The 24,901-nt window shown below is 62.5% G+C and carries 28 protein-coding genes, 1 tRNA gene and 2 pseudogenes; 13 read left to right on the forward strand and 18 right to left on the reverse strand.

Annotated elements, in window-relative coordinates; genetic code table 11:
* Positions 1 to 225: 225 nt before the first annotated feature.
* Complete coding sequence (locus tag QQ977_RS06850) at positions 226 to 1,248, reverse strand: tyrosine-type recombinase/integrase (RefSeq protein WP_285928387.1); 1,023 nt, start codon at positions 1,246 to 1,248, stop codon at positions 226 to 228.
* Positions 1,249 to 1,571: 323 nt separating this feature from the next.
* On the opposite strand from QQ977_RS06850, the gene QQ977_RS06855 reads away from it, so the two are divergent.
* From QQ977_RS06855 to QQ977_RS06875, 5 genes are all read left to right on the forward strand, one after another.
* The gene (locus tag QQ977_RS06855) at positions 1,572 to 1,835 is read left to right on the forward strand and encodes a transcriptional regulator (RefSeq protein ID WP_345783360.1); all 264 of its coding nucleotides are present in this window, start codon (positions 1,572 to 1,574) and stop codon (positions 1,833 to 1,835) included.
* Between the two features lie 438 nt (positions 1,836 to 2,273).
* Positions 2,274 to 3,614 (forward strand): ISH6 family transposase, encoded by a 1,341-nt coding sequence (locus tag QQ977_RS06860; protein ID WP_285925768.1) that lies wholly within the window; start codon positions 2,274 to 2,276, stop codon positions 3,612 to 3,614.
* A 24-nt stretch (positions 3,615 to 3,638) separates the two neighbouring features.
* Positions 3,639 to 4,112: a hypothetical protein gene (locus QQ977_RS06865; protein ID WP_285928389.1), complete on the forward strand. Its 474-nt coding sequence runs from the start codon at positions 3,639 to 3,641 to the stop codon at positions 4,110 to 4,112.
* 151 nt (positions 4,113 to 4,263) lie between these two features.
* Positions 4,264 to 4,647 (forward strand): hypothetical protein, encoded by a 384-nt coding sequence (locus QQ977_RS06870; protein WP_285928390.1) that lies wholly within the window; start codon positions 4,264 to 4,266, stop codon positions 4,645 to 4,647.
* Positions 4,648 to 5,062: 415 nt separating this feature from the next.
* On the forward strand, positions 5,063 to 7,810 hold the full coding sequence (locus QQ977_RS06875) for an ice-binding family protein (protein WP_285928391.1): 2,748 nt from the start codon (positions 5,063 to 5,065) through the stop codon (positions 7,808 to 7,810).
* A 195-nt stretch (positions 7,811 to 8,005) separates the two neighbouring features.
* Here QQ977_RS06875 and QQ977_RS06880 read toward each other — a convergent pair whose 3' ends face one another.
* The 6 genes from QQ977_RS06880 to QQ977_RS06905 all read right to left on the reverse strand — a co-directional run bounded on the left by QQ977_RS06880 (position 8,006) and on the right by QQ977_RS06905 (position 10,531).
* Positions 8,006 to 8,830 (reverse strand): IS5 family transposase, encoded by an 825-nt coding sequence (locus QQ977_RS06880; RefSeq protein WP_285926176.1) that lies wholly within the window; start codon positions 8,828 to 8,830, stop codon positions 8,006 to 8,008.
* A gap of 63 nt (positions 8,831 to 8,893) precedes the next feature.
* Complete coding sequence (locus tag QQ977_RS06885; protein WP_285928392.1) at positions 8,894 to 9,325, reverse strand: hypothetical protein; 432 nt, start codon at positions 9,323 to 9,325, stop codon at positions 8,894 to 8,896.
* Between the two features lie 304 nt (positions 9,326 to 9,629).
* The gene (locus tag QQ977_RS06890; protein ID WP_285928393.1) at positions 9,630 to 9,848 is read right to left on the reverse strand and encodes a hypothetical protein; all 219 of its coding nucleotides are present in this window, start codon (positions 9,846 to 9,848) and stop codon (positions 9,630 to 9,632) included.
* 112 nt (positions 9,849 to 9,960) lie between these two features.
* Positions 9,961 to 10,089: a hypothetical protein gene (locus tag QQ977_RS06895; protein ID WP_285928394.1), complete on the reverse strand. Its 129-nt coding sequence runs from the start codon at positions 10,087 to 10,089 to the stop codon at positions 9,961 to 9,963.
* Entirely contained in the window at positions 10,086 to 10,376 is a 291-nt protein-coding gene (locus tag QQ977_RS17330; RefSeq protein WP_285928396.1) for a DUF7563 family protein, read from the reverse strand. Before QQ977_RS17330 ends, QQ977_RS06895 begins: the two co-directional genes overlap by 4 nt.
* Positions 10,377 to 10,458: 82 nt before the next feature.
* A tRNA-Pro gene (locus tag QQ977_RS06905) sits at positions 10,459 to 10,531 on the reverse strand.
* A 101-nt stretch (positions 10,532 to 10,632) separates the two neighbouring features.
* Here QQ977_RS06905 and QQ977_RS06910 point away from each other — a divergent pair.
* Positions 10,633 to 10,881 (forward strand): pro-sigmaK processing inhibitor BofA family protein, encoded by a 249-nt coding sequence (locus QQ977_RS06910; RefSeq protein ID WP_285928398.1) that lies wholly within the window; start codon positions 10,633 to 10,635, stop codon positions 10,879 to 10,881.
* A 21-nt stretch (positions 10,882 to 10,902) separates the two neighbouring features.
* Here the strand turns inward: QQ977_RS06910 and QQ977_RS06915 are convergent, their stop codons facing one another.
* From QQ977_RS06915 to QQ977_RS06935, 5 genes and pseudogenes are all read right to left on the reverse strand, one after another.
* Positions 10,903 to 12,963 carry a DEAD/DEAH box helicase gene (locus tag QQ977_RS06915; protein ID WP_285928399.1) on the reverse strand — a complete coding sequence of 687 codons (2,061 nt, stop codon included), beginning with the start codon at positions 12,961 to 12,963 and terminating at the stop codon, positions 10,903 to 10,905.
* A gap of 68 nt (positions 12,964 to 13,031) precedes the next feature.
* Positions 13,032 to 13,553: pseudogene (locus QQ977_RS06920) on the reverse strand (IS630 family transposase); the annotation flags it as partial.
* 71 nt (positions 13,554 to 13,624) lie between these two features.
* Positions 13,625 to 14,266, reverse strand: a complete 642-nt coding sequence (locus QQ977_RS06925; protein WP_285928400.1) for a class I SAM-dependent methyltransferase — start codon at positions 14,264 to 14,266, stop codon at positions 13,625 to 13,627.
* A 98-nt stretch (positions 14,267 to 14,364) separates the two neighbouring features.
* Positions 14,365 to 14,730, reverse strand: coding sequence for a cupin domain-containing protein (locus QQ977_RS06930; RefSeq protein WP_285928401.1), 366 nt, complete (start codon positions 14,728 to 14,730; stop codon positions 14,365 to 14,367).
* A gap of 108 nt (positions 14,731 to 14,838) precedes the next feature.
* Positions 14,839 to 15,033 (reverse strand): cold-shock protein, encoded by a 195-nt coding sequence (locus QQ977_RS06935; protein ID WP_005554588.1) that lies wholly within the window; start codon positions 15,031 to 15,033, stop codon positions 14,839 to 14,841.
* Positions 15,034 to 15,146: 113 nt separating this feature from the next.
* Here QQ977_RS06935 and QQ977_RS06940 point away from each other — a divergent pair, with 113 nt between their 5' ends.
* Complete coding sequence (locus QQ977_RS06940) at positions 15,147 to 16,526, forward strand: phosphoglucomutase/phosphomannomutase family protein (RefSeq protein ID WP_285928403.1); 1,380 nt, start codon at positions 15,147 to 15,149, stop codon at positions 16,524 to 16,526.
* A 93-nt stretch (positions 16,527 to 16,619) separates the two neighbouring features.
* A pseudogene (locus QQ977_RS06945) lies at positions 16,620 to 16,880 on the forward strand (hypothetical protein); the annotation flags it as partial.
* 55 nt (positions 16,881 to 16,935) lie between these two features.
* On the opposite strand, the gene QQ977_RS06950 reads toward QQ977_RS06945, so the two are convergent.
* Entirely contained in the window at positions 16,936 to 17,322 is a 387-nt protein-coding gene (locus tag QQ977_RS06950) for a GNAT family N-acetyltransferase (protein WP_285928406.1), read from the reverse strand.
* Positions 17,323 to 17,407: 85 nt separating this feature from the next.
* Here QQ977_RS06950 and epsC point away from each other — a divergent pair, with 85 nt between their 5' ends.
* Together epsC and QQ977_RS06960 are read left to right on the forward strand one after the other, a co-directional pair.
* Positions 17,408 to 18,268, forward strand: coding sequence for a serine O-acetyltransferase EpsC (gene epsC, locus QQ977_RS06955; protein WP_285928408.1), 861 nt, complete (start codon positions 17,408 to 17,410; stop codon positions 18,266 to 18,268).
* Positions 18,269 to 18,356: 88 nt separating this feature from the next.
* The gene (locus QQ977_RS06960; protein WP_285928409.1) at positions 18,357 to 18,947 is read left to right on the forward strand and encodes a hypothetical protein; all 591 of its coding nucleotides are present in this window, start codon (positions 18,357 to 18,359) and stop codon (positions 18,945 to 18,947) included.
* Here the strand turns inward: QQ977_RS06960 and samp2 are convergent.
* Positions 18,924 to 19,124, reverse strand: coding sequence for a ubiquitin-like small modifier protein SAMP2 (gene samp2, locus QQ977_RS06965; protein ID WP_285928410.1), 201 nt, complete (start codon positions 19,122 to 19,124; stop codon positions 18,924 to 18,926). The two genes, QQ977_RS06960 and samp2, sit on opposite strands and share 24 nt — an antisense overlap.
* Before the next feature lie 113 nt (positions 19,125 to 19,237).
* Here samp2 and QQ977_RS06970 point away from each other — a divergent pair, with 113 nt between their 5' ends.
* On the forward strand, positions 19,238 to 19,894 hold the full coding sequence (locus QQ977_RS06970) for an HAD family hydrolase (protein ID WP_285928411.1): 657 nt from the start codon (positions 19,238 to 19,240) through the stop codon (positions 19,892 to 19,894).
* A 10-nt stretch (positions 19,895 to 19,904) separates the two neighbouring features.
* Here QQ977_RS06970 and QQ977_RS06975 read toward each other — a convergent pair whose 3' ends face one another.
* Positions 19,905 to 20,678 (reverse strand): ABC transporter permease, encoded by a 774-nt coding sequence (locus tag QQ977_RS06975; protein ID WP_285928412.1) that lies wholly within the window; start codon positions 20,676 to 20,678, stop codon positions 19,905 to 19,907.
* Positions 20,675 to 21,628 carry an ABC transporter ATP-binding protein gene (locus QQ977_RS06980; RefSeq protein ID WP_285928413.1) on the reverse strand — a complete coding sequence of 318 codons (954 nt, stop codon included), beginning with the start codon at positions 21,626 to 21,628 and terminating at the stop codon, positions 20,675 to 20,677. The genes QQ977_RS06975 and QQ977_RS06980 overlap by 4 nt, the downstream gene beginning before the upstream one ends.
* A 132-nt stretch (positions 21,629 to 21,760) precedes the next feature.
* On the opposite strand from QQ977_RS06980, the gene QQ977_RS06985 reads away from it, so the two are divergent.
* Both QQ977_RS06985 and hpt read left to right on the forward strand, forming a co-directional pair.
* Positions 21,761 to 22,717, forward strand: coding sequence for a TIGR03557 family F420-dependent LLM class oxidoreductase (locus QQ977_RS06985; RefSeq protein ID WP_285928414.1), 957 nt, complete (start codon positions 21,761 to 21,763; stop codon positions 22,715 to 22,717).
* A gap of 122 nt (positions 22,718 to 22,839) precedes the next feature.
* Positions 22,840 to 23,403 (forward strand): hypoxanthine/guanine phosphoribosyltransferase, encoded by a 564-nt coding sequence (hpt, locus tag QQ977_RS06990; RefSeq protein WP_285928415.1) that lies wholly within the window; start codon positions 22,840 to 22,842, stop codon positions 23,401 to 23,403.
* Positions 23,404 to 23,414: 11 nt separating this feature from the next.
* Here hpt and QQ977_RS06995 read toward each other — a convergent pair whose 3' ends face one another.
* Complete coding sequence (locus tag QQ977_RS06995) at positions 23,415 to 23,723, reverse strand: hypothetical protein (RefSeq protein ID WP_285928416.1); 309 nt, start codon at positions 23,721 to 23,723, stop codon at positions 23,415 to 23,417.
* A 47-nt stretch (positions 23,724 to 23,770) separates the two neighbouring features.
* Entirely contained in the window at positions 23,771 to 24,796 is a 1,026-nt protein-coding gene (locus QQ977_RS07000) for a zinc-binding dehydrogenase (RefSeq protein ID WP_285928417.1), read from the reverse strand.
* Positions 24,797 to 24,901 lie beyond the last annotated feature (105 nt).

The raw sequence follows: 24,901 nt of genomic DNA on the forward strand, positions 1-24,901 counted from the left end.
GGCCATAAAAGGTCGTATACCGCGCCGAAAGTGATCGTGGGATCGCTCGGGTTGTGAACCACGGGCGGAGCACTCCTCCCTGGTTCAAATCCGTGTTCTTTCCAGCCTCGCTGCTCACGGGGTTGTTCGCAGCGAGAATGGGACCGCGCGGTCTAGATCCGTTTCCTCTGGCGTTTTCTTGACTTGCTATTCTACTCGATCGGGACTTGTGATTCGGTGACATCGTTACTCGAAGGTCAGTTTCTGCAGGTGTGGTCGTCGGCACTGTTCCATCCGGTCGCGCTTGCTCGCCTTGTCGTAGTACTTCTCAATCACGTCCTGACTGGCGTCGACCCGCTCACGGACGACTTCACGAGGAACGCCACAGTCTCGGTGCCAAGTGATTGAGCCGGTTCGAACGTGGTGGGGTGCTCGCGACGACGGGCACTGGCTCGAACTGCTGTGGTTGGTGAAGTCGCACGTCGGCCGGGAGTGGCCGTGCGGGCACGCCTGTCGGACACACGGGAACGTCGCCCGGTACATCCAACTCCGGAGGGTGTTGGTCGTCGGTCGTCCCTGAAGCGACGAGAAAAGGGGCTGGCGGCCGTACTCGTCGTGTCTGTCGGCTCGATTCGTTCGAATGTACGCCGATACCGACTTGGCGACCGGTTCATCAATTCCGACGATTCGCTCGCCGTTGAGCTTGTTCTTGAGCGGGGTATCCGTTTCCGGACGGTGCGCGAATTCGATCGACTGCTCGCCGGCGTCGAAATCCCGGAGATCGAGCGCACGAATCCCACCGAGTCTGGCACCGGTGTTCCAGGCGACTTCCAGCAGCGCGTGATACTTCGAGCCGTATCGATCACTGCTCCGGTAGTGCTGGAGCAGCTGGATTGCTCGCTCGGCGTCGAGTTTCGTCTCGCGGGATTGCTCGTCTTCGGGAACGTCGGGGACGTGGACCTTTTCGGCCAGCCCACCGCCCACCGCTTCAATCCGTTCGAGGTACGCGATGAATGCCTGCAGCGTATCCATCTCGTTGTGAAGAGTGTACGAAGCCACGTTCTGACCCGATCGGACGGACTCGAACTGATCGAGAATCCAGCCGTCGAGTTCGTCGACAGTCTCGATCTCCTGGCGTTCACACCACTCCACGAACAACTTCAGCCGATACCGGTACGTGACGAGCGTTTCGTCCGTCAGTTCGGTCTTGCGAGCGTTTAGATACCGCTCGAATCCCTCGCGGGGTGAAAGGTCGGTCGGCCGCTTCATTGCCCACCCTGGCTGACTGGGGAGCGATTCGCCGTCGGTTCGGCCGTCAGTGCGGGACGTTCAAGGCCCCGCCGGTGGTTCTCCAACATGGCTTCGGTAGCTTGGTTACCGGAGCCGCCGCGGATCCAGTGCCCTAACACTGGTCCGCATTTTACTGCCGGACCCGACGGACAGTCAGATCCGCGTGAGTCTCCGGTTAGCAAACCAGTCTCTACCGAGAGAGTATAAATGTTCACATGGATTCGTGTGCTTGACCACACGTATCCATTATCCAAATGTGATATGTTCGTCGCGTAACGAACGAGTTGTAGGTGTGACTGAGAGTGCGAAAAAGCGCTGACTGGATGCAACTCCCGATTGATGAGAGAATTCTTGAAGCCTTCTCTACCTCCGGTATGATCCTGTCTCCGGCAGTTATCGCGAAGAACATCGACAAGAGTCGAGACGAAGTAAACCGTCGCCTTTCGGTCCTTGTCGAGTACGGTGTTGTCACGCGCGTCGAGCGTGGGTACTACGAGATCACCGAGCTCGGCGAGCAGTACCTCGCTGGCGAGATTGACGCCAACAGTATCGAACCGGACAGCTAACCTCACGCCTCACCTCCCCGGAGCGTGAGCGCAAGCCGATCGCGTGGGATCAGCGCCCCAGTCTTCCGGTCACGCAGTTCGTCGAACTCCGGTTCAGCGTTTGCGTATCCAGTCGCACATTGCTGACACCAGAAGTGGTTATTCGTTACTTCCCAGGACCGATGCCCCTTCGGGCAGGTGTATCGCCACCTGTCGGCGGGCGAACGCAGCCGTATCAACTGTTTTGAAGACATTCAGGCAAACCGACAGTCGAGAGTGTAAAAGTGAATGCCCTAAGCCGGTTAGTGAAAGTGAAAGTGATTTACCGAAATTTCCGATTATCAAGACTGATACCTACGCCAAGGATGAAATATATTGGTCGTGTCCCAAACTCGTCTAGAGTCGTAACTGACTCCTGTGGAAACAGGGTCACCTCTGGTACCTACCCCGAAGTGACCCATGCACGCCACAATCGACGCGCAAGTCACGGTTAGCATCGACTTAGACAAAACGCTACCGCTTGCCACTCTCGCTGAATCTCTCACAGAGCTTCACCTCGAGGCGACGATCCTCGAGGAGCTTGTCAAAAGCCTCGACGAGCGCCTCGTCGAGGCGTACTGTGGGGAGAAACACGCGCGCGGAAACGGCGATCGCCGTTTCCAGCGCGCCGGAACCACAACACGAACAGCTGTGACAACCGCAGGAGAGCACGAATTTTCCCTTCATCACGTCAAAGACACCGCTGCCACCGGTGACGATCCTACCTACTTCCGCCCTCTCGAAGATCTCATCAAATTCGACGGGCAGCGCATCTATCAAGAGGATATTTCGCTCCAGAGTACCGAACTCGCTACGTCGCTCAGCTTTCGTGATGCCGTTGCCCACGGCGACGGCTTCACTCCGATGCCTTCGAGAACCACGATCAACCGCCGAGTCCGTGAGTACGGCAGCAAACTCGGTGACTTCGTTCGTGATCGGCTTCCTGGGACGAATGCAGACACTGTCGTTCCTGACGGAACGAAGTGTCATAGCCAGGACGATCACTGCACGTACCACGACGTCAACGTCACTCTCGGACAGATCACCGAAGACAACGCGGAAACCACGCTCTTAGACGTCAATGTCAACGAACCGTGGGACGATACAGCAGAAGATCTCGAAGAGAACGAGGCGATCACTGACGACGCGACGGTCGTCAGTGACGCCGAGGAATCCCTCGTCGACGCCTTCGAGACCAGCTATCGATCTCATCAGCTCGATCTCGTTCATGTCGGTCGAACGCTTGGATACAAGCTGTGGAAGGACGGTACCTTTTCGCTCAAAACGCGGAAAGCGATCGCCTCAGACGTCACAAACGACTTGTTCCATCTGAAAAACTCGGTTGCGCTCCATGCACCGAGGAATGAGCGTTTGGCGATCCGCGAGCGGATCGACCAAACGCTCGAGAACCTCACGAAGGAGGCGTGGCGCTTAGAGCAACAGGACTCTCCAAAAGCAGCGGCGTACCTCCGAAAATGGGCACAAGCAACCGTCACATTCGCCGAACTCGCACTCGAGGGACAAGAGGTTCTGTGGACATCGAACGTGGTTGAACGAGCCATGGGCGAAATCTCGAAGCGGTGTAAAAACCAGTGGATGAGATGGACAGAGTCCGGCTTAGAATCGCTCCTCTGGCTCAATCTCGTGAGATATGCCGATTCCGAGCAGTTCGCGGCGTTCGCCGACGAACTGCTCGAGCGTTCAGCCAAAACAGCCATGACATTGGAGGTGTCAGTTGACGCTACCAGAGGCGAACTCTAGACGAGTTTGTGACGGGACCAGAAAATGGGACCACTCGTCTACAAAATCCGGAAGTACGGCGGATCGCTCATCATCATCGGACACGATGGCGGGGACGTTCACCCGATGGTTCGCGAGCAGTCGAAAGTAGTCAAGAAAGACACCAAGAAAGAGGCGACAATCTACGACTCTATCCGGAATCGCAAGCCCCAGGGCCAGATTGCACGCATCAGCGGAATTCCACCGACTGACTGGCGATTCGACACGCACGAAGCGACGGCGTGGAGTTGGCAGGATCTCCGGACCACCGACGAGGACGACGGACTAAGCGAGTCCGAAGCGGTCGAACAGGCGGCGATCTACACCGTTATCCGGGCGAAACAACAGGGTTTGAGCAATCGACAAGTGGCGAATTTCGTCCCCTGGAGTCACGAGACCGTGCGCAAGCGATGGAACGAATTCGAGAACGACGGACTGCACACCGACACGGTTGCCAACGTCGAGGGCGTGATCGCATGACCGCACGACGGTGGCAGGGTGTCAACGTCAACCGACACCCTGCATATAGGGCCGCGGTCCTCCCCAAACGGATCGACCATTGCGGCCCACGGCCAGCAACCAGACCGGCGGAGGAGTCGATATATAAAACGCGTGACGTGCGTGATGCGGTGTGAATCGCTCGAAGCGAGCGAATCACTTCGGCACGATCTGCGAGAAGCGGATGGCAGCCAAACGACGGTTCGACCTGGAACGATCGAGCTGGCACGACGCAACGTTCCAAAACGGCACACCGGTCGAGATCAAGTCGACGATGCTCGAACACGCGGACGGCCAACCAGGAACGTTCAAAATCTATCGTCGGTATCACGAGAAGCTTCGTCGGGTGGACGGCTGGTACTGTTTCGTCGTCTATCGGCCACACGGATGCTCAGGCCTGACGATCATCAAAGATCGAATGATGAAATCAGCGAACTTGCCACTACTCCGATGGCACGGTGGTGGCGATCACAGGGACACACAACAAGCGAAACTGGCGATCAGTGAGGTTTTCTAATGGCCCCAGTGGAACTCATTTTGAGAGATATGTTTCAGCGATTGTGATGGATACAGGGCGCGTATCTTGGACAAGGGATGTACAGATATCAGCTATTGAATCAATCAGTCCAAGTGAAAAACGTAACGTACCGTTCTCGGTCTGAAAGATCGGCAATATTCTATAACTACAATTATAATTCCACCATCACTACAGCACCATCCGCAACTACGCTTTCGCTTAACGATGTGTTTGCGGTATTGGGAGCGAAACATTCACCTGAATCTGCACCATCACCTCCTACCCGCTTAATCGATTGTGAAGTCTGTCGGAATGATCCTGTTAATCGATGGAAGATAGTACCAAACAGAAGCGTAGTCTTTCCACATAGAAGTAACTCTTCATAAACAATAACACCCACCAATGTTTTTCAGATATGGTTTACAGACCTTCCAGAAGGGCAGTCATCACATCGAGTGGGTTACTCGCCACTGGCCTCGCCGGCTGTCTGGGCACCGCCCAGGAAGAAGACGATTCGCCTTCAAACCCGAACCAACTCCAACAAAACCAACTCCAACAAGCCGACGGCCCAGCACCGGTCGATCTTGGGACTGCCTGTGACTTTTCGATCCTAGCAAAATCCGGGATTTCGAGCGTCCCCAATTCCGACGTGGCGGGGGACATTGGCGTGAGTCCGATTGCGGCAACCGCCATAACCGGGTTCGATTTGACCCTGGATGCAACCGGCGTCTATTCGACATCGACTCAGGTGGGCGGACGGGTGTACGCGGCCGATTATTCGGATCCGACCCCGTCCAGATTGACCACGGCCGTGAGCGATATGGAATCCGCGTTCACCGACGCTATGGGTCGCGTTCCGCCAGACGATACGGAAATAGGTGCCGGAAATATCGGCGGCGAGACATTCACTCCAGGGATCTACAACTGGAGTTCGGACGTGTTAATCGACGGCGATATCACCCTCGAAGGTGGGCCAGACGACACGTGGATCTTCCAGATCGCGGGGGATCTCACCGCGGCTAGCGGGACCACTGTCAATCTAGAAGGTGGCGCGCAGGTCGAAAACATAGTCTGGGTGGTCGCCGGCGGTGCCGGTGTCGAGATTGGGACGGACGCGAACTTCGCAGGAATTGTGCTGGCCCAGACGGGAATTAACGTGCTCACCAATGCAACGGTGGACGGCTGTTTGTATGCCCAAACCGACGTCAATCTGCAGATGGCGACGGTTACTGGATGTGACTGTGATCTTGTAGACCTGAAAGTGGACTCGGACTGTGTTGATGAGCAAGGGCAAATCACGGTAACGAACCCTAACGACGTCTCGGTGATGGTGACCGTCACCGGTCCCGACGGGTACGAGGAGACGATGGAGGTTCCCGCAGGCGGTTCGACAGTGTGGGGGACTCTCGCAGATGGAACGTATTCACTCGAAACCGACCATATCGTAATCGGTCTCGATATCACGACGCTCGACATTGTTTGCGATACTTCCGTGCCTACCGTCGTCACGACCCCGGCGACGGACGTCAACGAGTCGACGGCGACGCTCAACGGCGAACTAACGGACCTTGGTGACTTTGACGCCGTTGACGTCTTCTTCGAGTGGCGCGTCCTCGGCGAGGACGACTGGATCACCACCGAGTCTCAGACGCTCGTGGACCCTGGCGTCTTCAGCGCTGAGATCGAGGATCTCGAGCCCGGCACCACCTACGAATTTCGGGCGGTCGCTGTCGCCAATGATACCCGGGTGGAAGGCACCACGCTTCGAATCATCAAACCGGTTCCAGGTACACCGGACGTGATTACCTCGCCGGCTACGGACGTCAACGAGTCGACGGCGACACTCAACGGCGAATTGACCGATCTCGGAGATTTCGATGACGTCGACGTCTTCTTCGAATGGCGTGAAGTCGGTGCGGAAGACTGGATCGCCACTGGATCCCAAACACTCGAAGAAACCGGCACCTTCAGCGCCGAAATCGAGGGGCTCGAGCCCGGCACCAGTTACGAGTTCCGGGCAGTCGCCGTCGCCAATGACACCCGGGTGGAAGGGGCGATTCTTTCGTTCACCAAAGCCGAACCCGGCGCTCCCATCGTCGAAACACAGTCAGCGACGGAAATCAACGGATCGACGGCGACGCTCAACGGTGAAGTGATCGACCTCGGTGACTTCGACACCGCCGACGTCTTCTTCGAGTGGCGCGTCCTCGGCGAGGACGACTGGAATACCACCGAGTCTCAGACGCTCGAAGAACCGGGTTCCTTCAACGCCGAAATTGAGGGCCTCGAGCCCGAGGTCACCTACGAGTTTCGGGCAATCGTGGTCGCTAATGACGATCGTCACGAAGGAACCATCGTCTCGTTCACCAAAGCCGAGCCCGGCGTCCCCAGCGTCGAGACACAGCCAGCGACGGATATCAACGGATCGACGGCGACGCTCAACGGTGAAGTGATCGACCTCGGTGACTTCGACACCGCCGACGTCTTCTTCGAGTGGCGTGTCCTTGGCGAGGAAGACTGGATTGCTACCGAGTCCCAGACACTCGAAGAAGCCGGCACCTTCAACGCCGAGATCGCTGGCCTAGAGCCCGGTACCACCTACGAGTTCCGGGCTGTCATGGGGGCGAATGACGAACGGTTCGAAGGCGCCACACTATCGTTCACCAAAGCGGTCCCAGCTGCGTTGGAAGTCGAGACAGGGCCAGCGACGGATATCAACGAATCGACAGCGACGCTCAACGGCGAACTACTTTCCCTCGGTAGTGCAGAAGAAGTTACCGTCTACTTCCTGTACCGCGTCAAGGGGACGGCAGTGTGGATGTTTACCGACGAAGAGATCCTCACCGAACCCGGCCCATTCAGCGGAACGGCGACGAACCTCGAGACTGGCACAGTCTACGAGTTCAAGGCTGTCGCCCAGGTGGGCAGTGCGGTGGTATACGGTGAGACTCTGAAGTTCACGAAGGAAGCCGTTGACGAGAAGGAAAAGAAGGCCAAGAAAAAGCGCAAATACGAACGCGCAAAGCGCGAGTATGAGAAGTACAAGAAGAAATACGAGAAAGAGCGGGTGACGAAAAAGCAACTGAGAAAGAAGAGACGCGCCTACGAGCGCGCAAAGCGCGAGTACCAAAAGTATACAACGCATTGTAATAACAGCACCTGATCCGGTCGGACGACCGGTTCCAGGCCGCATTTGGTCGCGGTGGTCGTGGCGCTTATATACCGAATGATCGGGGCTACGGAGAGAAATGAACCGAGCTGTTGTGCTGCATCCATCCTCTGTATTCAGCACTGAGTTGTTGTCTGATCATATGTAATACTATAAAAATTGCTTTGTTGAATAGCTGCTGAACGATGGTTAGAGTGGCTCACAGAGCTTTTCTATGTTGATGATGGCGAACATGAGGACAATTTCACGGAACTGTCGATACCAGCCCAGCGCTCGCACGGCATCGCCGAGCGAGCGCTTCGTTGTCGAGTACGACGTTTCGGCCATCCAGCGCTGAGCGTAGCCTTTTGTCCGGATAAGCGTGTTGTTCCCTGTCGTGAGTGGTTTCGATCCACGCTGTAAGATCAGTGGTTCGACACCGAGGGCGTAGAACTCGTATTTGGTGTGCCAGTTGTGGAAGGCTTTGTCAGCAGCGACGGAAAGCAGGTCGTCCGCGTTCCGGCGGACGACCTGCGGCCCTGTCTTCGTATCGTGTTTCCACCGGGCTGAGATATGAACGTCAAGAACTGCAAGAGACTCTACATCGGTTAATGTGGTCACTTTCAGCGTCTGCACGCTATTCCCGGATCGCTGACGGTAATACGATGATGCAGCGTGTCGGTCGAAGAACGTACTGTCGAGAGCGACGTGTCCAGACTGCGGGTGTTGCTGCGCTGAAACGCGCAGCAACGCCCGCCACACCCACATTTTCAGCCGATCGAACGACTTGTAGATCGTGCTGTAATCCGGCAACTCGTCCTGATCGAGGCCAAGTACGTCACGAACCTCAGACATGTACTTCAGCCGGTTCGGCGTTTCACGGTAGCTATGGCCCTCTTCGAGCCGAAAACAGTGCAAAACGACATGTACCCAGCGGGCGAACCCGCCGCTGGCGGGCTCGCCCGCGTGCTTCCCCAACGCTTGTTTGGCTAGGTCTCGACACTGCTCAACGAAGTCGAGGATATCGATTTCCATACCAACCTCGATTTCCTCGACTTCATCCTTCTAACCCGTGATATCAGCTGATTAGATCGCTCTTCAACAGAGCAGAATACGGCAGTTGATACCCTCCTGAAGCGTCGGCGGGATCGAAATCTTCGTCTCCTCGCCGTCGCCCGTTTCACCCCGAAGCCCTTGCCACCTGGGAGCCATGTGAACGGAAAAGTCCTGTTCACCGGTCGGGTCCTCGTCGGGGTGTCGCTCGATCGTAAGGCGTGGCTCGCGGATCGTCTCGAACGCGATCGGCGTATCGCCGGGCGTCTCACCGCCGTCTGGAGGTAACAGATTCCCGTCGGTGTACCAGAGTGTCACCTCCCACCGCTCACCACGGCGTTGGAACTCACCGGCCTTGCTCCCACCAGCCTGGTCGATGAGCTTGTTTGCGGCGATCCACGGCCCGAGCGTCGGAAAGATAGCGTTCCCATCGAACTCGTGCGGGGCGGGCTCGACGGCGCGAATCGGGCCCGTCACACCAACCCCTCACGATCGACGAAACACGCCGTGCACAACTCGACGGACTGACCGAGTCGTGCCGACACCTCCGGCCCACGATACTCGCAGTCGGCACACGCCGGCCAGAGTGGTTCGTCTGTTTCGTCGTCTGTCTCGTCTGGCTCTGACGGGTCCTGTGGCTCGACACCGAAGGCGGACAAGTCCGTCATCGGCTACTCCCTCCCTCCGAGATCGGCGTCGCAGTACGGACAACGCGCCCGTCTTGACGGGTTGAACTTCGCGAGCGTGGCCGACACTGTGGCCCCGCAGGTGCACCGGTAGGTCACCCTGACTCACCCCCGTGATCGACGAGCGTGGTCTGGTCGTCCCCGAAGGGTGCGAACAGCGTCGGCTGACTCCGGAACAGGTCAACCACTTCGTCGTAGTCGTCGGGCTCGCGGCCGGTGAGTGACCGAAACCGGTTCTTGTGCTTGTTCGCGTGGGCGACGATCCCATTCGGAGACTCCGATTCGAAGCCACAGACGCGACAGGTGAACGTCACAGCACATCACCTCGGACTCGGCGGATTTCGCGAGCACACTCCGGGCACAGTCGTCGAGTAGCGGCGACGGTAGTCTCGCACTGCTCGCACTCGCCGGAGTCGACGATCCGGCTCACGCCGACTCACCTCGCGTATCGCTATGGGTGTGGGCCAGCCCGCGCATCACCGCCACTCGGTAGGTGGTCCGGTGACCGCTCGAAACGTCGTACAGGTCCGACGCCGGAACGAACTCGGCGGTCATCGTTCCACCCCTCCGCCGTCAGTCGCGACGGTCTGACAGAGTGACCGAACGGCCGGATTCAGCTCGTCGAACGGCACACCGAACCGATCAGGACTGTCGAGCGGGTCGACGCTTCCAACGTCGAGACCGGCGGCGCTCCCGTTGGCGAGTCGACCGTAGTTATCGCACTCGGTGCAGCGTTGGGCGCGGTCATCGGCGTCACCAAAGCCTCGTCGGAACTCGGGGGTGACGTGTGAGCCACAGGTTAGGCAACGATTCGCCCGACTGGTGGGCTGCCATCGCTGCATCAGCGATCGCCTCCGAGAAAGCGGATCGCTGTTCTCAGGTGGTTAAAACCGGCAAAAACGCCCGGTTTGTTTTTATACGCAGTGGGACCGCCCGGATTTGAACCGGGGTCACGGGCACCCAAGGCCCGAAGTATACCAGGCTAACCCACGGTCCCGTATCTCCACTTTCGGGCGGACTCCATAAAGGGTTTCGTTCTACGGCGGTCGCTGTGTCACGGCGGAACCGATTTGGGACTCGAGTCCTTCCTCACGAGACATGACCGGCCTCGGCGTCGTCTTGCTGCTCGTTCTCCTCGCGTTGGTCGTCGGCGCCGTCGCGATAATCCGCGCCGTCACGCCATTTATCGTCAACGCGGTCGTGGGGCTCGTCGTCCTCGTCCTCGCCGAAGTGCTGTTCGGTCTCGAGGTCGCCGTAACGGGGCTGACGCTGCTCGTCGTCGCCGTCGCCGGCGTGCCGGGTGCGGTGCTCGTGGTCCTGCTATCGGTCTTCGGCGTCGCCTTCTAGACGCCGGCACGTCGCGCCAGGTCACAGTTCGGCGTCGCGCAGTTCGATGTCCGCGACGAGGTCGTAGGGATGGGCGTCCTTGCGGATGCCGTCGACGAGCGTGAACGCCTCGCCGGGCGAGAGGAAGTGTTCGGTGACGACCCGACCCAGCGGCGTCGGCTCGAAGCCGTCGATGAAGTCGTACTCGAGGAGTTTTCCGAGGGCGTGTTTGGTCGGCACATCGCCGAGCATCCGGTCGTTGAGTGCCTTCGCGGCTCTGCCGCCGACGGTGACGTTCGCTAAGGTCTCCTCGATGGCCGCGTCCTCGTCGTAGCGCGTCATTACCGGCTCCATCTCGCCTTTCAACAGCTTGAACGCGACCTCGTCTTCGGTCATCTCCATCGAGTTGTGGTACGCACAGTCGGGTTCGACCAGCACGTACACTTTCCCCTCGTCGTGGTAGTCGGGCCGGCCCGCCCGGCCGAGCATCTGGTGAAACTCCTGGACCGAGAGCCACTCGATGCCCATCGCCAGCGAGTCGAAGACCACCTGCGAGGCCGGGAAGTCGACGCCCGCCGCGAGTGCAGCCGTGGTGACGACCGCGGCCAGCTCCTGGTCTCCGAACTTCCGTTCGACCGTCTTCCGGCGCTTGTAATCGAGCCCGGCGTGGTAGGCGGCAGCGTCGTACTCGAGTTTCCGGCTGATCTCGTGACACCGCCGCCGGGAGTTGGTGAAGATGATCGTCTGGCCGCGATACCCCTTCGAGGACTCGGTGTCGAACTCGCGTTTGACGAGTTTGTTCTCGACGCGAACCTTCTCGCGGCCGTCCGCGAAGGTGACGTGGCGTTCGATCGGGACGGGCCGTTCCTCGAACTCGATGAGCGTCGCCTCGAGTGCGTTCGTGAGCTGTTCGGGGTTGCCGACGGTCGCGGAGAGATAGACCCACTGGGCCCCGTCGTACTCGTCGCGGCGTTCGGCACGTTGCTCGCAGGTGTACTTGAGCCGCGAGATGAGCCCGTCCAGCCGGTGGCCCCGGTCGTCCTCTTTGAGCGTGTGGACCTCGTCGATGACGACGGTGCCGATGTCGCCCATGTGCTTGCCCGTCCGCAGGGCGTGGTCGATCCCCTCGTAGGTGCCGACGATGACGTCCGCGTTGGGGTCGAACTGCTGGCCGTCGTCGTTGATCCGGCTCGCACCCACCCGGAGGGTGACGTCGACGAGGTGGCCGTATTCGTCCTGGAAGTCCTCGTACTTCTGGTTCGCGAGCGCGACCAGCGGGACGAGAAAGAGCATCGTCCCCTTGCCGTTTAAGACGCGGTCGATGCCCGCCATCTCGCCGACCAGCGTCTTCCCGGTCGCCGTCGCCGAGACGACGAGCTGGTCCTCGCCCTCGAAGAGGCCGTTCTCGACCGAGAGGCTCTGGACCGGCAGCAGGGTGTCGAAGCGGTCCTCGAGCAGGTCCTGAAGGCCGGGGTGGAGGTTCAGCGTGTCGACGGGGACGGGATCGACCTCGTCGGTCGTCGCCGAGATCGTGTCGAACTTCGTCAGGTCCGGGTCGAGTCGCCCCTTGAGCAGGTTGACGATCCGTTCTAAGTCCTGGACCTCGAGCATGAGCTCCTCGAGGCGGTCTTTGGCGGCTCCGGTGACCTCGCCGCCGCCGGCGTAGGTGAGCTGGCGCTCGAGTTCCTCGCGGGCACAGTCCGTACAGATCCAGTCGTCCCCGTCTTTGACCGCGGTGTCGGTGGTAATCGGCGAGTACCGGCCCGCAGAGGCACAGTACCGGCAGGTCCGGACGGTTTTGGCCTCGAGCTGGTAGCCATCGAGCATCTCCTGGAGTTCACGACGGCTCTCGGGGTCGGTCTGTTCGGAGATGCGGATGCGCTTTGCGCGACGGGCGAGTTCGACGAACTCGTCGGGCTGGCGTGGCTCCTCGCTCGAGCCCCGCTTGAGTCGGAATTTCGCGGGACGGGGGCCGGCCGACGTTTCGGCGAGCTCGAGTCTCGCACGGAACAGTCGCTCGCCATCCCTGTTGACGACAACGAGGTAGTCGTCGCCGATCCCGTGACAGAACAGTGTCTCGACGTCCTGGACCTGCTGTGACACTGATCAATCGTAGTCGGTCGGCGTACTTGAGCGGTTCGAAACAGCGACCGTCATCCCTCGGAGCGGCTGTCGTCGAGTATCCAGCCGCCGGTCCGGCCGTTTTCGCGATCGTCGTCCCCCTCCTCGTCCCCGTCGCCGGGTGCAACGGTCTCGGCCCGAGGTGACCGTCGGTCCGAATACGACAAACCGAGGTTCCGGAGGAACGTCCCGAGGTAATCGGGGTGGTACTCGACGTCGAACTCCCGTTTGAGGAGCTGGCGAATCTCTCGTGAGGTCCAGGGCTCGCCGTCCCGAAGCAGTTCCAGCAGGTCCTGGCGTTCTTCCTCGTCGAGCTTCGGGGGTCGTCCGCCCCCGAAATCGGGCATCAACGCCTCGAGTCCGCCCTCGTTCCAGGCGTCGGCCCAGCGATCGCCGGTCGATTCGGACCGACCTTCTCGATCCGCCGCCTCGGCGACGGTATCGCCCTGATAGAGGTTCTTGATGAATCCGATCCGGCGAAGCCGGTGTTCGTCGTCCGCTTCGCGTAGCTTCTCGTCGAGTTCGTCCTCGGTGAGGTGAAACTCGATCTCCTTGCGACGGTCCCCGCTCATCTCGTCGGTACCATCGAACGCAACTCCAAAATTCCCGTCGTTTCGACGGGAGAGCGGAGACACGTCGTCGATCAGCCCGCTTTCCGCGCCGTCGTCGCGATCACGAGCCCCGGACTCCAGACCGGACCGGTGATCTCGTGATCGAGATCGGTCCAGCCTGCCTCGCGAAAGAGTCGCGTCCCTTCCTCGGGATCGTACCGGAAAAACAACGTCGAGGCGACGCCGTCCTGGACGTTTCTGACCGGGTCCCACCACGAGAACGGACGCCGGTTGAATCCGAGCACGAGCATTTCGCCGCCAGGCTTCGTGACCCGGCGGATCGCTCGCAACGTCTCGCACGGATCGGACCAGTAGAGGATCGAGCCGACAGAGACCACACAGTCGAACGTCCCGTCCGCGTACGGGAGGCTCCGGGCGTCTCCGCGGACGAAACGGACGTCCTCGAGCCCGTCCTTTTTCGCAGCCGTCTCGAGCTGTGGACGGCTCAGATCGAGTCCGTGGACGGCCGAGACGTCCGGCTCGAGGTGTGCGATCGTCTCGCCGGTCCCACAGCCGACGTCGAGTACCCGGTCGGCGGCGGCGAGATCAAGACGCTCGAGTGCGGCCCGCTGGAGCGACGGAGGCCAGAACAGCGACGGGACGACGGCGTCGTAGCCAGGTGCGAGAAACTCGAACCAGCGTCGGGCGGCCTCGCGGTCCTGCAGAACTCCCATACTGGGCGATGGACACGGCTCTGCATAACGGTTGGCCGGGCAAGTGCTCGTCTGGTCCGTCGACGGGCCGCACGAGAGTTCAGTGCCCACTCTCGCTCTCATTCAAGGACGGCGATCTCGTCGTCGCCGTGGGGGACGACACAGATGAACGCGGCGTCGTCGTCGCCGTCGTTGCGGTACCAGTGGACGGTACCTGCGGGGACGAACAGGGAATCGCCCGCGCTCACCTCGCGTTCCTCGTCTTCGATACCGACGGTGTACTCGCCGTCGAGTACGTACTGCTCGTGTTCGAGCTCGTTCGTGTGTTTCGGCACCTCGCTACCCGCCTCGAGCGTGAACCGACGCATCGCGAAGTTCGGCGCGCCGTGGTCCTCGCCGATCAGGACGGCCTTCTCGAGGCCGTCGGCGGCGTCGACGGGTTCGTACTCGATCGCCTCGCCGTCACGGATCAGTGGTTCGGCCATGGGTGCCCGTGGACGATGCAGCTACTAAACGTTGTACGGGACTATCCGGCGCTGGCGCTCTCGGGCGTAAAATACTGCAGTCAAGTGCCGATACGCTACGAAATCGCCTTACAGGCGCTCGACGTTCGTCGCGCGCGGGCCCTTGGGGGCCTGCTCGATGTCGAACTCGAGTTCCTGTCCTTCTTCGAGATCCGGGCCGCCGATGTCTTCCATGTGGAAGAACACGTCGTCGTCCGCGTCCTCAGTTTCGATGAATCCGTAGCCGCCAGTGTCGTTGAAGAAATCAACGGTTCCTTTCGCCATTGCCTCTGAAGAGAGCGTCCGCCCACTCATAACCCTTCCGGCTCGTCGGCGGAATCGAACGGGCGAGCGATCTCGGCGTCGCTTTTTTCGCACCCCGCGACGACGTGGGCTGTATGGAGGCGATTACGTTCGGGACCGACGGCTGGCGAGCGACACTCGAGGAGTTCACGACGCCCCGGGTACGGAAGGTGGGACAGGGGGTAGCCTCGTATCTGCACGACGAGGGCATAGCGCGGCCGGTCGCAGTCGGTTACGACGCCCGCGAGAGCTCGCGGGGCTTTGCCGAGGAGCTCGCTCGCGTACTGTGTGCGAACGGGTTCGACGTGTTGCTCTCCGACCGCGATCGACCGACGCCGTGTATCGCTCACGCGATCGTCGATCGGGACCTCGCGGGCGCGCTGATCGTCACCGCCTCGCACAACCCCCCCGAGTACAACGGCGTGAAGTTCGTACCGGAAGACGGTGCACCCGCGCTCCCGTCGGTGACCGACGCCATCGCCAACCGCCTCGCCGAGCCGGATCCGCTACCCGAATCCGAACACGGGAGCATTCGGGAAGTCGACTTCGCCAGCGCCCACGCCGAGGCCGCACTCGAGCGCGTCGACGCTGACCTCGACCTCGAGGGACTGACCGTGGCCTACGACGCCATGCACGGCAGCGGCCGCGGGACGACCGACGACCTGCTCGAGCGCGCCGGAGCCACGGTCGTCCGCCGACGCTGTGACCGCGACCCGACGTTTGGCGGCTCGCCACCGGAGCCGGCGGCCGAACATCTCGGGGAGTTGATCGAGACCGTCGAGTCGGGCGAGGCCGAACTGGGGATCGCGAACGACGGCGACGCCGATCGGCTCGCGGTCGTCACGCCCGAGCGGGGTCACCTCGACGAGAACCTGTTTTTCGCCGCGCTGTACGACTACCTGCTCGAGTCCGGGTCGGGACCGGCGGTCCGGACCGTCTCGACGACGTACCTGATCGATCGAGTAGCCGAGGCAGACGGCGAATCCGTCCGGGAGGTGCCGGTCGGGTTCAAGTGGGTCGCCGAAGCCATGGCCGAGACCGACGCACTCGTCGGCGGCGAGGAGTCCGGCGGGTTCACGGTCCGGGGACACGTCCGGGAGAAAGACGGCGTCTTGCTGGCGCTCGTGGCAGCGGCGATGCACGCCGACGAGCCGATCGACGACCGGGTCGACCGGCTACTCGAGACCCACGGAACCATCGTCCAGGACAAGACGAGCGTCCCCTGTCCCGACGCCGAGAAGGGACGCGCCCTCGAGGCCCTCGAAGACGAGATCCCCGACGCCGTCGCGGGGACGGCCGTCGAGGACGTGAACACGGCCGACGGCTTCAAGCTCCTGCTCGCCGACGGCTCGTGGCTGCTCGTTCGCCCGAGCGGGACGGAGCCGGTGTTGCGCGTCTACGCCGAGGCCGACGACGAGTCTCGCCTCGCGGAGCTGCTCGCGGCCGGCAAAGAGTTGGTCGACCCACTCGTGTAGCTGCAACTGCGGTCACCGGAGCGTCCGGCGTCTACACTCGAGGTTGCGTGCTCCGGGCGGACGGTTATCCGCGACAGGCACGTCGTCCGGAGCATGAGCGGTGACGACGCCGTACGCATGGAACTGACGCCCGACGCCTGGCACCAGAACGACGAGGGTAACTACTACGTCGACTGCCCGGAGTGTGGGTCGGCCGCGTCGCTGATGAACGTCGTCAAACACGGCCGCTGTAACGGCTACCTCGACCAGCAGGAAGACGAGACCGAACTCGACGAGCAAGCGATGAGCTGTACCGCAAAGCTCTGGCTGGAACTCGGGTACACCGGCGGCTCCGGGACGGCATCGGACGACGCCGTCTGATAACGAGGCTGTGAGTCCTTATGAGGGCGACGAGAGACCGAGATCGGTATTACGAGGGCGTCGGCCGTCCCTCGCGTTCGCCCCGGTATCGCTCGTCGTCGATGGACTCGATCGAGAACCCGAGCGACTGGTAGAACGGCCGGACGCGCTCGTCGAACCGCGCGGTGAGTCGACCCTCGCGTTCGAGGGCACACTCGACGAGTGCGGTGCCGATCCCGCGGTCGCGTCGCCGGCGGCTAACGGCGATCGCCGAGACGTACGCGCCGCGATCGCGCGGTTCGAGGACGATCGCGCCGACGAGTCGGTCGCCTTCGACCGCCACGAGGACGTCTCCCGCGTCGAGTCGTGCCTCGAGGTCGTCGATCTCGAGCATCGCGGCGTCCAAGAGTCGCCGAACCGATAGCGACTCCGCGGGCCGTGCCTGGCGGACGAGCATACGGTCAGTGGACGTCTTCGAGACGGCAAAACGTATCGGCTGCGGTCGTCGAACGTATTTGTCCCCCGGCCCAAGAGAACGTACGATGGACTACAGCTACACCGGCGACGCACACCAGGTGCTCCGGGAGGCCTACGAGTCCGACGCGGAGCCGTTCCCGACTCGGTCGATGGCGTTTCCACAGCGCGATCCCCAGCGTGCGGAACTCGACGTCCTCGAACGCCTGCTGTTCCCTCGGTGCTGGAACGCCGAGGCCCTGCTCGCGGACGAGGACGCGATCCTGGCCCTGCTCGAGGAACTCGGCGAACTCTTCCGTACCGGAATCGCACCCTACGCCGAACGCGATCCGACAGAGACAGTCGAGACGGTCTTGGATCGGTTGCCGGCGCTCAGGGAGACGCTGAAACGCGACGTCGAGGCCGCCTACAAGGGCGACCCAGCCGCGAAGAGCTACCTCGAGGTCATCCGGTCGTATCCCGGTGTGCGCGCCATCACGATGCAACGGATCGCACACGTCCTCTACGAGACCGGCGAACCCGAGTTCGCTCGCGAACTCACCGAGTACGCAAAGCGGGTGACCGGCATCGACATCCATCCCGGCGCGGAGATTGGCGAGTACTTCTTCGTCGATCACGGTACCGGCGTCGTCATCGGTGAGACGGCGACGATCGGCGACTGGGTACGGATCTACCAGGACGTCACGCTCGGGGCCTTGCACTTCGAGGAGGAAGAAGACGACGAGCACACGCTAAAGAAGGGCTACAAGCGCCATCCGGACATCGGCGACCACGTCGTCATCGGCGCGGGAACGAAGGTGCTGGGAGCGATCACCGTCGGCGATCACGTCAGTATCGGTGCGAACTCGTGGGTGACCGACGATATCCCGGATCACACGAAGGTGTTCGTCGCCGAACACCCGGATCAGGTGCGAACACGGACCGAGTAGCCGGACGGTTCCACGAGAGCGCGACCGATCCCGGTTCGGCGGGGCCGCCGGGAAAACGTTACGGCACCAGACACGAGACACTGACACGATGGAGCTCACGCCGGCGACCGTCGACGAGCTGGCGGCCAACTACGAGACCGACCAGCCCCTGGCCGACGTCGAGGACGAACACCGCGAGTTGCTACCCGCGACGTTTTCGAGCGACTCCTACGGCTGGCGCGACGTCGAGTGGGTCGTCCAGTGGTACTTCCGGCGGTTTCTCGGCGCGTACCCCGACGACGAGCGCCGCGAGACTGAGACGGCCATCCGCGAGAACGACTTCGAGGACGTACAGACGGCGATCGGCGACGCGATGGCAGCCGACGAAACGACGGCGAAACTCGAGTCGCTGACGTCGCTTTCCGGCGTCGAGGTCCCCGTCGCAAGCGCGTTCCTCGCGTTTCTCGAGCCCGAACGGTACCTGGTGGTGAGCCCCGCCGAGTGGCGCGTCCTCCGCGCGGCCGGCGAACTCGATGAACCCTATCCCGACCCGCCGTCGCCCGCGGACTACGAGCGATACCTGACCCGCTGTCGGGTCGTCGCCGACCGCTGTGAGTGCTCGCTTCGGACGCTGTATCGCGCGCTGTGGCAGGTGCGGAGGAACGACGCGAGCGGATCAGCCGCCTTTGATCAAGCGTAAGACGGTGACGTGGTCGGTCTCGACCGGCTGATCTTCCGGCACCGGTCGTCCGTCGACGAGGACGCTCACCTCGTGAGGGCTCAACTCGACGGCCTCGAGCAGGTCGGCATACGTCGAGGCGTCGCCGAGCTCGAGGTCGTGTGTCCCTTCACCCTTGACGTCGACGGTGACGTGCATACAGAGCGTTCCCGGCGGGAGAACTTGAGCCCGTCGCTCACGTCGGCCCGAGCAGGCCGACGTCTGACCCTGCCACGTGCGGGTTTTTGTGAGTCGCCGTCGACAGTCCGGACATGGCACTCGTCGCGTTCGATTTCGACGGGACGCTCTCACAGTCGGATATGACCGTCCTCCTCGGGGAGGAAGCCGGTGTCGGCGACGAGATGAGCGGCCTCCTCGAGCAGGGACGTCGCGGCGACCTCGGCGTCGGGGAGAGCCTGCGCCAGCGTGTCGCCCTGCTCGAGGGAGTCCAGACGCGACAGGTCGACGCCGCCTTCGATCGCATCTCGTTGCGTGCGGGCGCGGCCGACCTGATCGGCGATCTCCGACGATCCGGCCACCACGTGGCGATCCTCACGGGGAGTTTCGAACGCGGCGTCGAGCGAGCACTCGAGGCGGCGGGCATCGCGGTCGACGATATCGTAGCAAACCGGCTCGTCGTCGAAAACGACGCGCTTACGGGCGAACTCGAGGGACCGCTGCTCGAGGGCAAGAAGGACGGCCCGCTTGGCGAAATCGCGACGAGAGCGGGGATCGATCTCGGACGAGCGATCGCGGTCGGCGACACCCGGTCGGACCTGCCGATGCTTCAGGTCGCCGGCACGGCGATCGGGTTTGCTCCCGATTCAGTCGTCGAACAACACTGCGACGTCGTCGTGACCTCGATCCGTCGGCTCCGGCTGTACTTCGAACAGCACGAGATCGTCGACCTGCCGGAAGGAGAGCAGTAGTTCGTCGATCTCAATCGGTCTGTGGAATCGACCACGCGCCGACGGCAAACGCGACGACGGCGATCGCCGCGAGAATTCCGAGGTTCGCAAGCGCCGGATCGACGCCGGCGACAGCGGGCGTCTCCGCGCCGGGGTAGGTCGCCGCCCGGACCCCGCGGGCGAAGTAGGTCAGCGGCGAGAGGTTCACGAGCGGCGCGAACCAGCCGGGGAGTTGCTCGAGGGTGACGAACGTCTCCGAGAGAAACAGCAACGGAAGCGCGATCGTGTTGCTCGCGGCGACGGCTCCGTCACGGGAGTCGGTGTAGCTGCCGAGCATGACACCGAACCCACAGAAGCAGACGACGCCGACGACGACGTAGGCGACGAGCAGCGGGGAGAACGAAACCGCCGCCCCCGTCAACGCGAGCACGAGTCCGAGGATGAGCAGACTCGCCACGCCGATGATGACCGTGTTGACGATCGTCTGGGCGAACAGCCACTCGGTCTTCGAAAGCGGCGTCGTCGCGAGCTTCTCGAAGCGACTTCCCTCACGGTGACGAGCGACCTCGCTTCCCAGCCGCGACAGCGGCGTGAAGAGAACGACGGCCGCGATGTAGCCGGGAACGTAATAGCCCGGCGGCTCGGCGAAGAGCCCGCCGCCCGTCGGATCAGTTCGCACGAGCGCGCCGAAGATGACAACCAGGATGACGGGGAAGAAAAAGGTGAAAAAGACCGCCGTCCGCCGACGGGTAAACGATCGCCAGTCGGCCCCCGCCTCGGCACGAATCCGGGCGAGTCGGCTCATCGCGTCTCACCCCCTGCCGGCGCGATCGGCGTCTCCACCCCGTCGCCCCGACGCGTGCGGGCACGTTCCGCGTCGTCCGCAAGTGCGAGGTAGACGTCCTCAAGATCGGGCTCGGACCACGCCAGCCCGGTGTAGGCGATGTCCCGATCTTCGAGGTAGTCGACGACGCGTCCGATCTCGGCGGGCGTGACGCCCTCGACGAAGACGACACCGTCCCGTCTCGTGGTCGCCTGCGAGAGGTCGTCGAACGCGTCCGCTCCGGCGTCCGTCTCGACGGCGAGGCTGCTCTCGCCGCCGTGTGTCGCGACGAGCTCGTCGGGCGTGCCGACGGCCACGAGTTCGCCGTCGGCGAGCAGGCCGACGCGATCGGCCAGTCGCTGGGCTTCGGCCATGTCGTGGGTCGTGAGAAAGACGGTCGTGCCGTCGGCGGCGAGCTCTTCGATCAGCCGCCAGACGGTTCGTCGGCCGGCGGGGTCGATACCGGTCGTCGGCTCGTCGAGAAAGAGCACGTCGGGATCGTTGACGAGCGCAGAACCGACACAGACTCGCCGCTTTTCTCCGCCCGAGAGGTCCTCGTACCACGTCCCGCCGACGTCGGCCAGTCCCACGTCGACGAGGACGGAGTCGGGATCCCGACTCTCTTCGTAGAGACCGGCGTAGTAGGTGAGCAGTTCGTGAGCGGTGAGTCGGTCCGGTGGCGCAAAGTTCTGTGGCAGTACGCCGAGGCGACCGCGGTCGACGTCGGCGGGTCGGTCGCCGAGCAGTCGGACGCGTCCCGAGTCGGGCTCGAGCGTGCCGGTGAGTCCCCGAACGAGCGTCGTCTTGCCGGCCCCGTTGGGACCGATGAGTCCGAACACTTCGCCGCGATCGACCGACAGCGAGACGCCGTCTACGGCGACGACATCGCCGTAGGTCTTGCGTACACCCTCCGCGGCGACGACGGCTTCCATGCGGGCGAGTTTCGGCCGACGGCGGGTAAGCCGTTCGGTTCCGTCCGCCGGAGTCACTCGAGCGCCGACGACCGGACGTCGGTCATCGATTGCAGGGCCAATCGTTACGCCGCCAGTTGCCCTCGAGCGTGTATGGCGAAGATCGGCTACACCCTCTCGAGTGAGGAACACGGGCCGAACGCGCTCGTCGACAACGCCGTCCGCGCCGAGTCGGTCGGCTTCGAGTTCGTGTCGATCTCGGATCACTTTCATCCTTGGACCTCGACGCAGGGCGAGTCGCCGTTCGTCTGGAGCACGCTCGGAGCGATCGCACGGGCGACCGACGACCTCGAGGTCGGCGTCGGCGTCACCTGTCCGACGATCCGGATGCATCCGGCGATCCACGCCCAGGCCGTCGCGACCGTCGCCGCGATGTTCGAGGGACGGTTCACCTTCGGCGTCGGCACCGGCGAGAACTTAAACGAACACGTACTCGGCGATCGCTGGCCCGAACACGAGGTCCGTCTCGAGATGCTCGAGGAAGCGATGACGGTCATGGAGAAACTCTGGACTGGCGAGAACGTGAGCCACCATGGCGAGCATTACACGGTCGAAAACGCCAGACTGTACACGCTTCCCGAGGAGCCGCCGCCGGTCGTCGTGAGCGCGTTCGGGCCGAAGACCGCACGGATGGCCGCCGAGCACGGCGACGGGCTCTGGACCGTGGGTTCACAGGAGAAGATCCTCGAGGCCTACGAGGAGGCGGGCGGCGACGGACCGACCTACACCCAGCTCGACGTCTGTTACGCCGAGACCGAAGACGAAGCGGTAGACACCGCCTACGAACACTGGCCCAACACCGCCTTACCAGGCGAACTCAGCCAGCAGCTCCCGACGCCGGCACACTTCGAGCAGGCGATCGAGATGGTCGACCGCGAGGACATCGCGGCGGGCTCGACCGTGACGAGTCCCGATCCCGAGGATCACAGAGAGCGCATTCGGGAAGCGATCGACGTCGGCTACGACTACGTCTACGTCCACCAGATCGGTCCCGACCAGTCGTCGTTTTTCGAGTGTTACGAGACGGACGTGGTGCCGGCATTCGAGTGACACCGCGGGTCGTACGTCGACTCCGGCGCACCCGTACGCCCTTCGGTTGCACGGGGACACGGGTACACCGCTGCGAGACCGGCTATCGCCAGCTTTTACTCGGTTAGCGCTCGAGCCACGGCATGGATCAGCTGGAAGCGTCCCTGCTCGAGGCACCGATCGTCGAGAAAGACGGCTATCACTACTTCGTCCACCCCATAAGCGACGGCATCCCCAGGGTCGATCCCCAGCTCCTGCGCGAGGTCGCCGTTCAGATCGTCCGCGTGGCAACGCTCGAGGATGTCGACCGGATCGTCACACCCGCGGCGATGGGCATTCACATCTCGACGGCCGTCTCGCTGGCCACCGACATTCCGATGACGGTGATCCGCAAACGCGAGTACGGGCTCGACGGCGAGGTCGAGATCGCCCAGCAGACGGGCTACTCCGAGAACGAGATGTACATCAACGACGTCCGCGCGGGCGAACGCGTCCTCGTCATCGACGACGTGCTCTCGACCGGCGGGACGCTGGCGGCCGTCCTCGAGGCGCTCGAGGAGATCGGTGCCGAGGTCGTCGACACCGTCGCCGTCATCGAAAAAGTCGGCGACGAAAACGAAGTCGCTGACGCGGGCTACGACGTCGAGACGCTGATCCAGGTCGACGTCGTCGACGGCGAGGTCGTCATCGTCGAGGACGAAGGGTGAGACGGACCGTCTCAGGGCCGCGTCGTCGCCCAGACGGCGGTGACCGCCAGCAACGCCGCCGGTAGCAACGGAAAGATGAGCAACATGAAGAAGTAGTAGTCGCCGCCAAACGGCGGTAACAGCAGGATCGCAAGCGGCGCGACGATGAACGCGAGGATCATGACGCCGACCAGAACCCACCCCCGCCAGCCGAACTCGCGGTCGACCTCGGCCGGATGGGGAGCGTCGTGGTCGTCTATCGCATCGGCGTCGTCGGTGGACCCGTCGCCGTCGAACGCCGCCGGATCGTGGACGTAGCCGCCGTCGTCACTCGAGGTCACGCCTCGAGGTTACGGCTGCGCCGGCATAGCCCTCACGGTTCGCTCGGCTACAGTTCGCTGTCGGGACGGACGACGACCTTGCCAAAGCCCTCGCGCTCTTCGAGCATCTCGTGGGCGCGGGGCGTCTCGCTCATCGGGAAGACGTCACGGATCGCGGGCTCGAAGGTGCCGTCCCAGACGAGCTCGAGCACGTCGTCGACCTGTTCGGGCGTGGCCATCGTCGAGCCGATGATCTCGAGCTGGTTCCAGAAGATCCGTGGGATGTCGGTCTCGGGGTTGCCGCCGCCGGTGCCCCCACAGGTGACGAGTCGGCCGCCCTTGGCGAGGCTCTTGATCGAGTCCTGCCAGGTGGGTGCGCCGACGTGTTCGACGACGACGTCGACGCCCGCGCCGTCGGTCTCCGAGCGGACCCACTTCGCGAAGTTCTCCTCCTCGTAGTTACAGACGTAGTCAGCGCCGTGGTCTTTGGCGTACTCGAGTTTTTCCTCCGTGCTGCCGGTGGCGTACACTTCCGCACCCGCGTAGTCGGCGATCTGGAGGGCGGCGTGGCCGACCCCGCCGCTGGCTCCGAGGACCAGCACTTTTTCGCCGGCCTCTAGGTCCGCACGATCGATCAGCATCCGCCAGGCGGTCTGGAAGACGAGCGCACACGAACCCGCGACCTCCCAGTCGACGTGTTCGGGCACCGGGATCAGGTTGTCCTCGGAGATGGCGGTGTACTCGGAGTGGACGCCCGGGACGTGCTCGCCGATGATGTGGAAGTTCGGATCGAGCGTGGGGTCGTCCATCCGGAGGTCGCCGACGCCGGCCGAGACCGCCACGTGGTCGCCTTCCGAAAAGCGGGTGACGTCCTCGCCGGTCTCGACGACGACGCCCGCGCCGTCGCTGCCCGGGATGTGGGGCATCTCGAGGTCGAGCGTCGGGAGCCCGCGTCGGGTCCAGACGTCGAGGTGGTTCAACGCCGCCGATTTGACGTCGACCAGTACCTCGTCCCGGCCGACCTCCGGATCGGGGTACTCGCCGTACTCGATGACGTCCGTGTCGCCGTGCTCGGTGATCTTGACGGCTTGCATACCAGCATCAACGGATAGGCCATACTAAACGGTGGTGCTAACGGCAGTAGCCGATCGTTTACTCGACAGTCGACGACAATGTACGCCATGTGGGGTCGTCGACGA

The organism is Natrialbaceae archaeon AArc-T1-2 (genome assembly GCF_030273315.1).
Taxonomy (GTDB): Archaea; Halobacteriota; Halobacteria; order Halobacteriales; family Natrialbaceae; genus Tc-Br11-E2g1.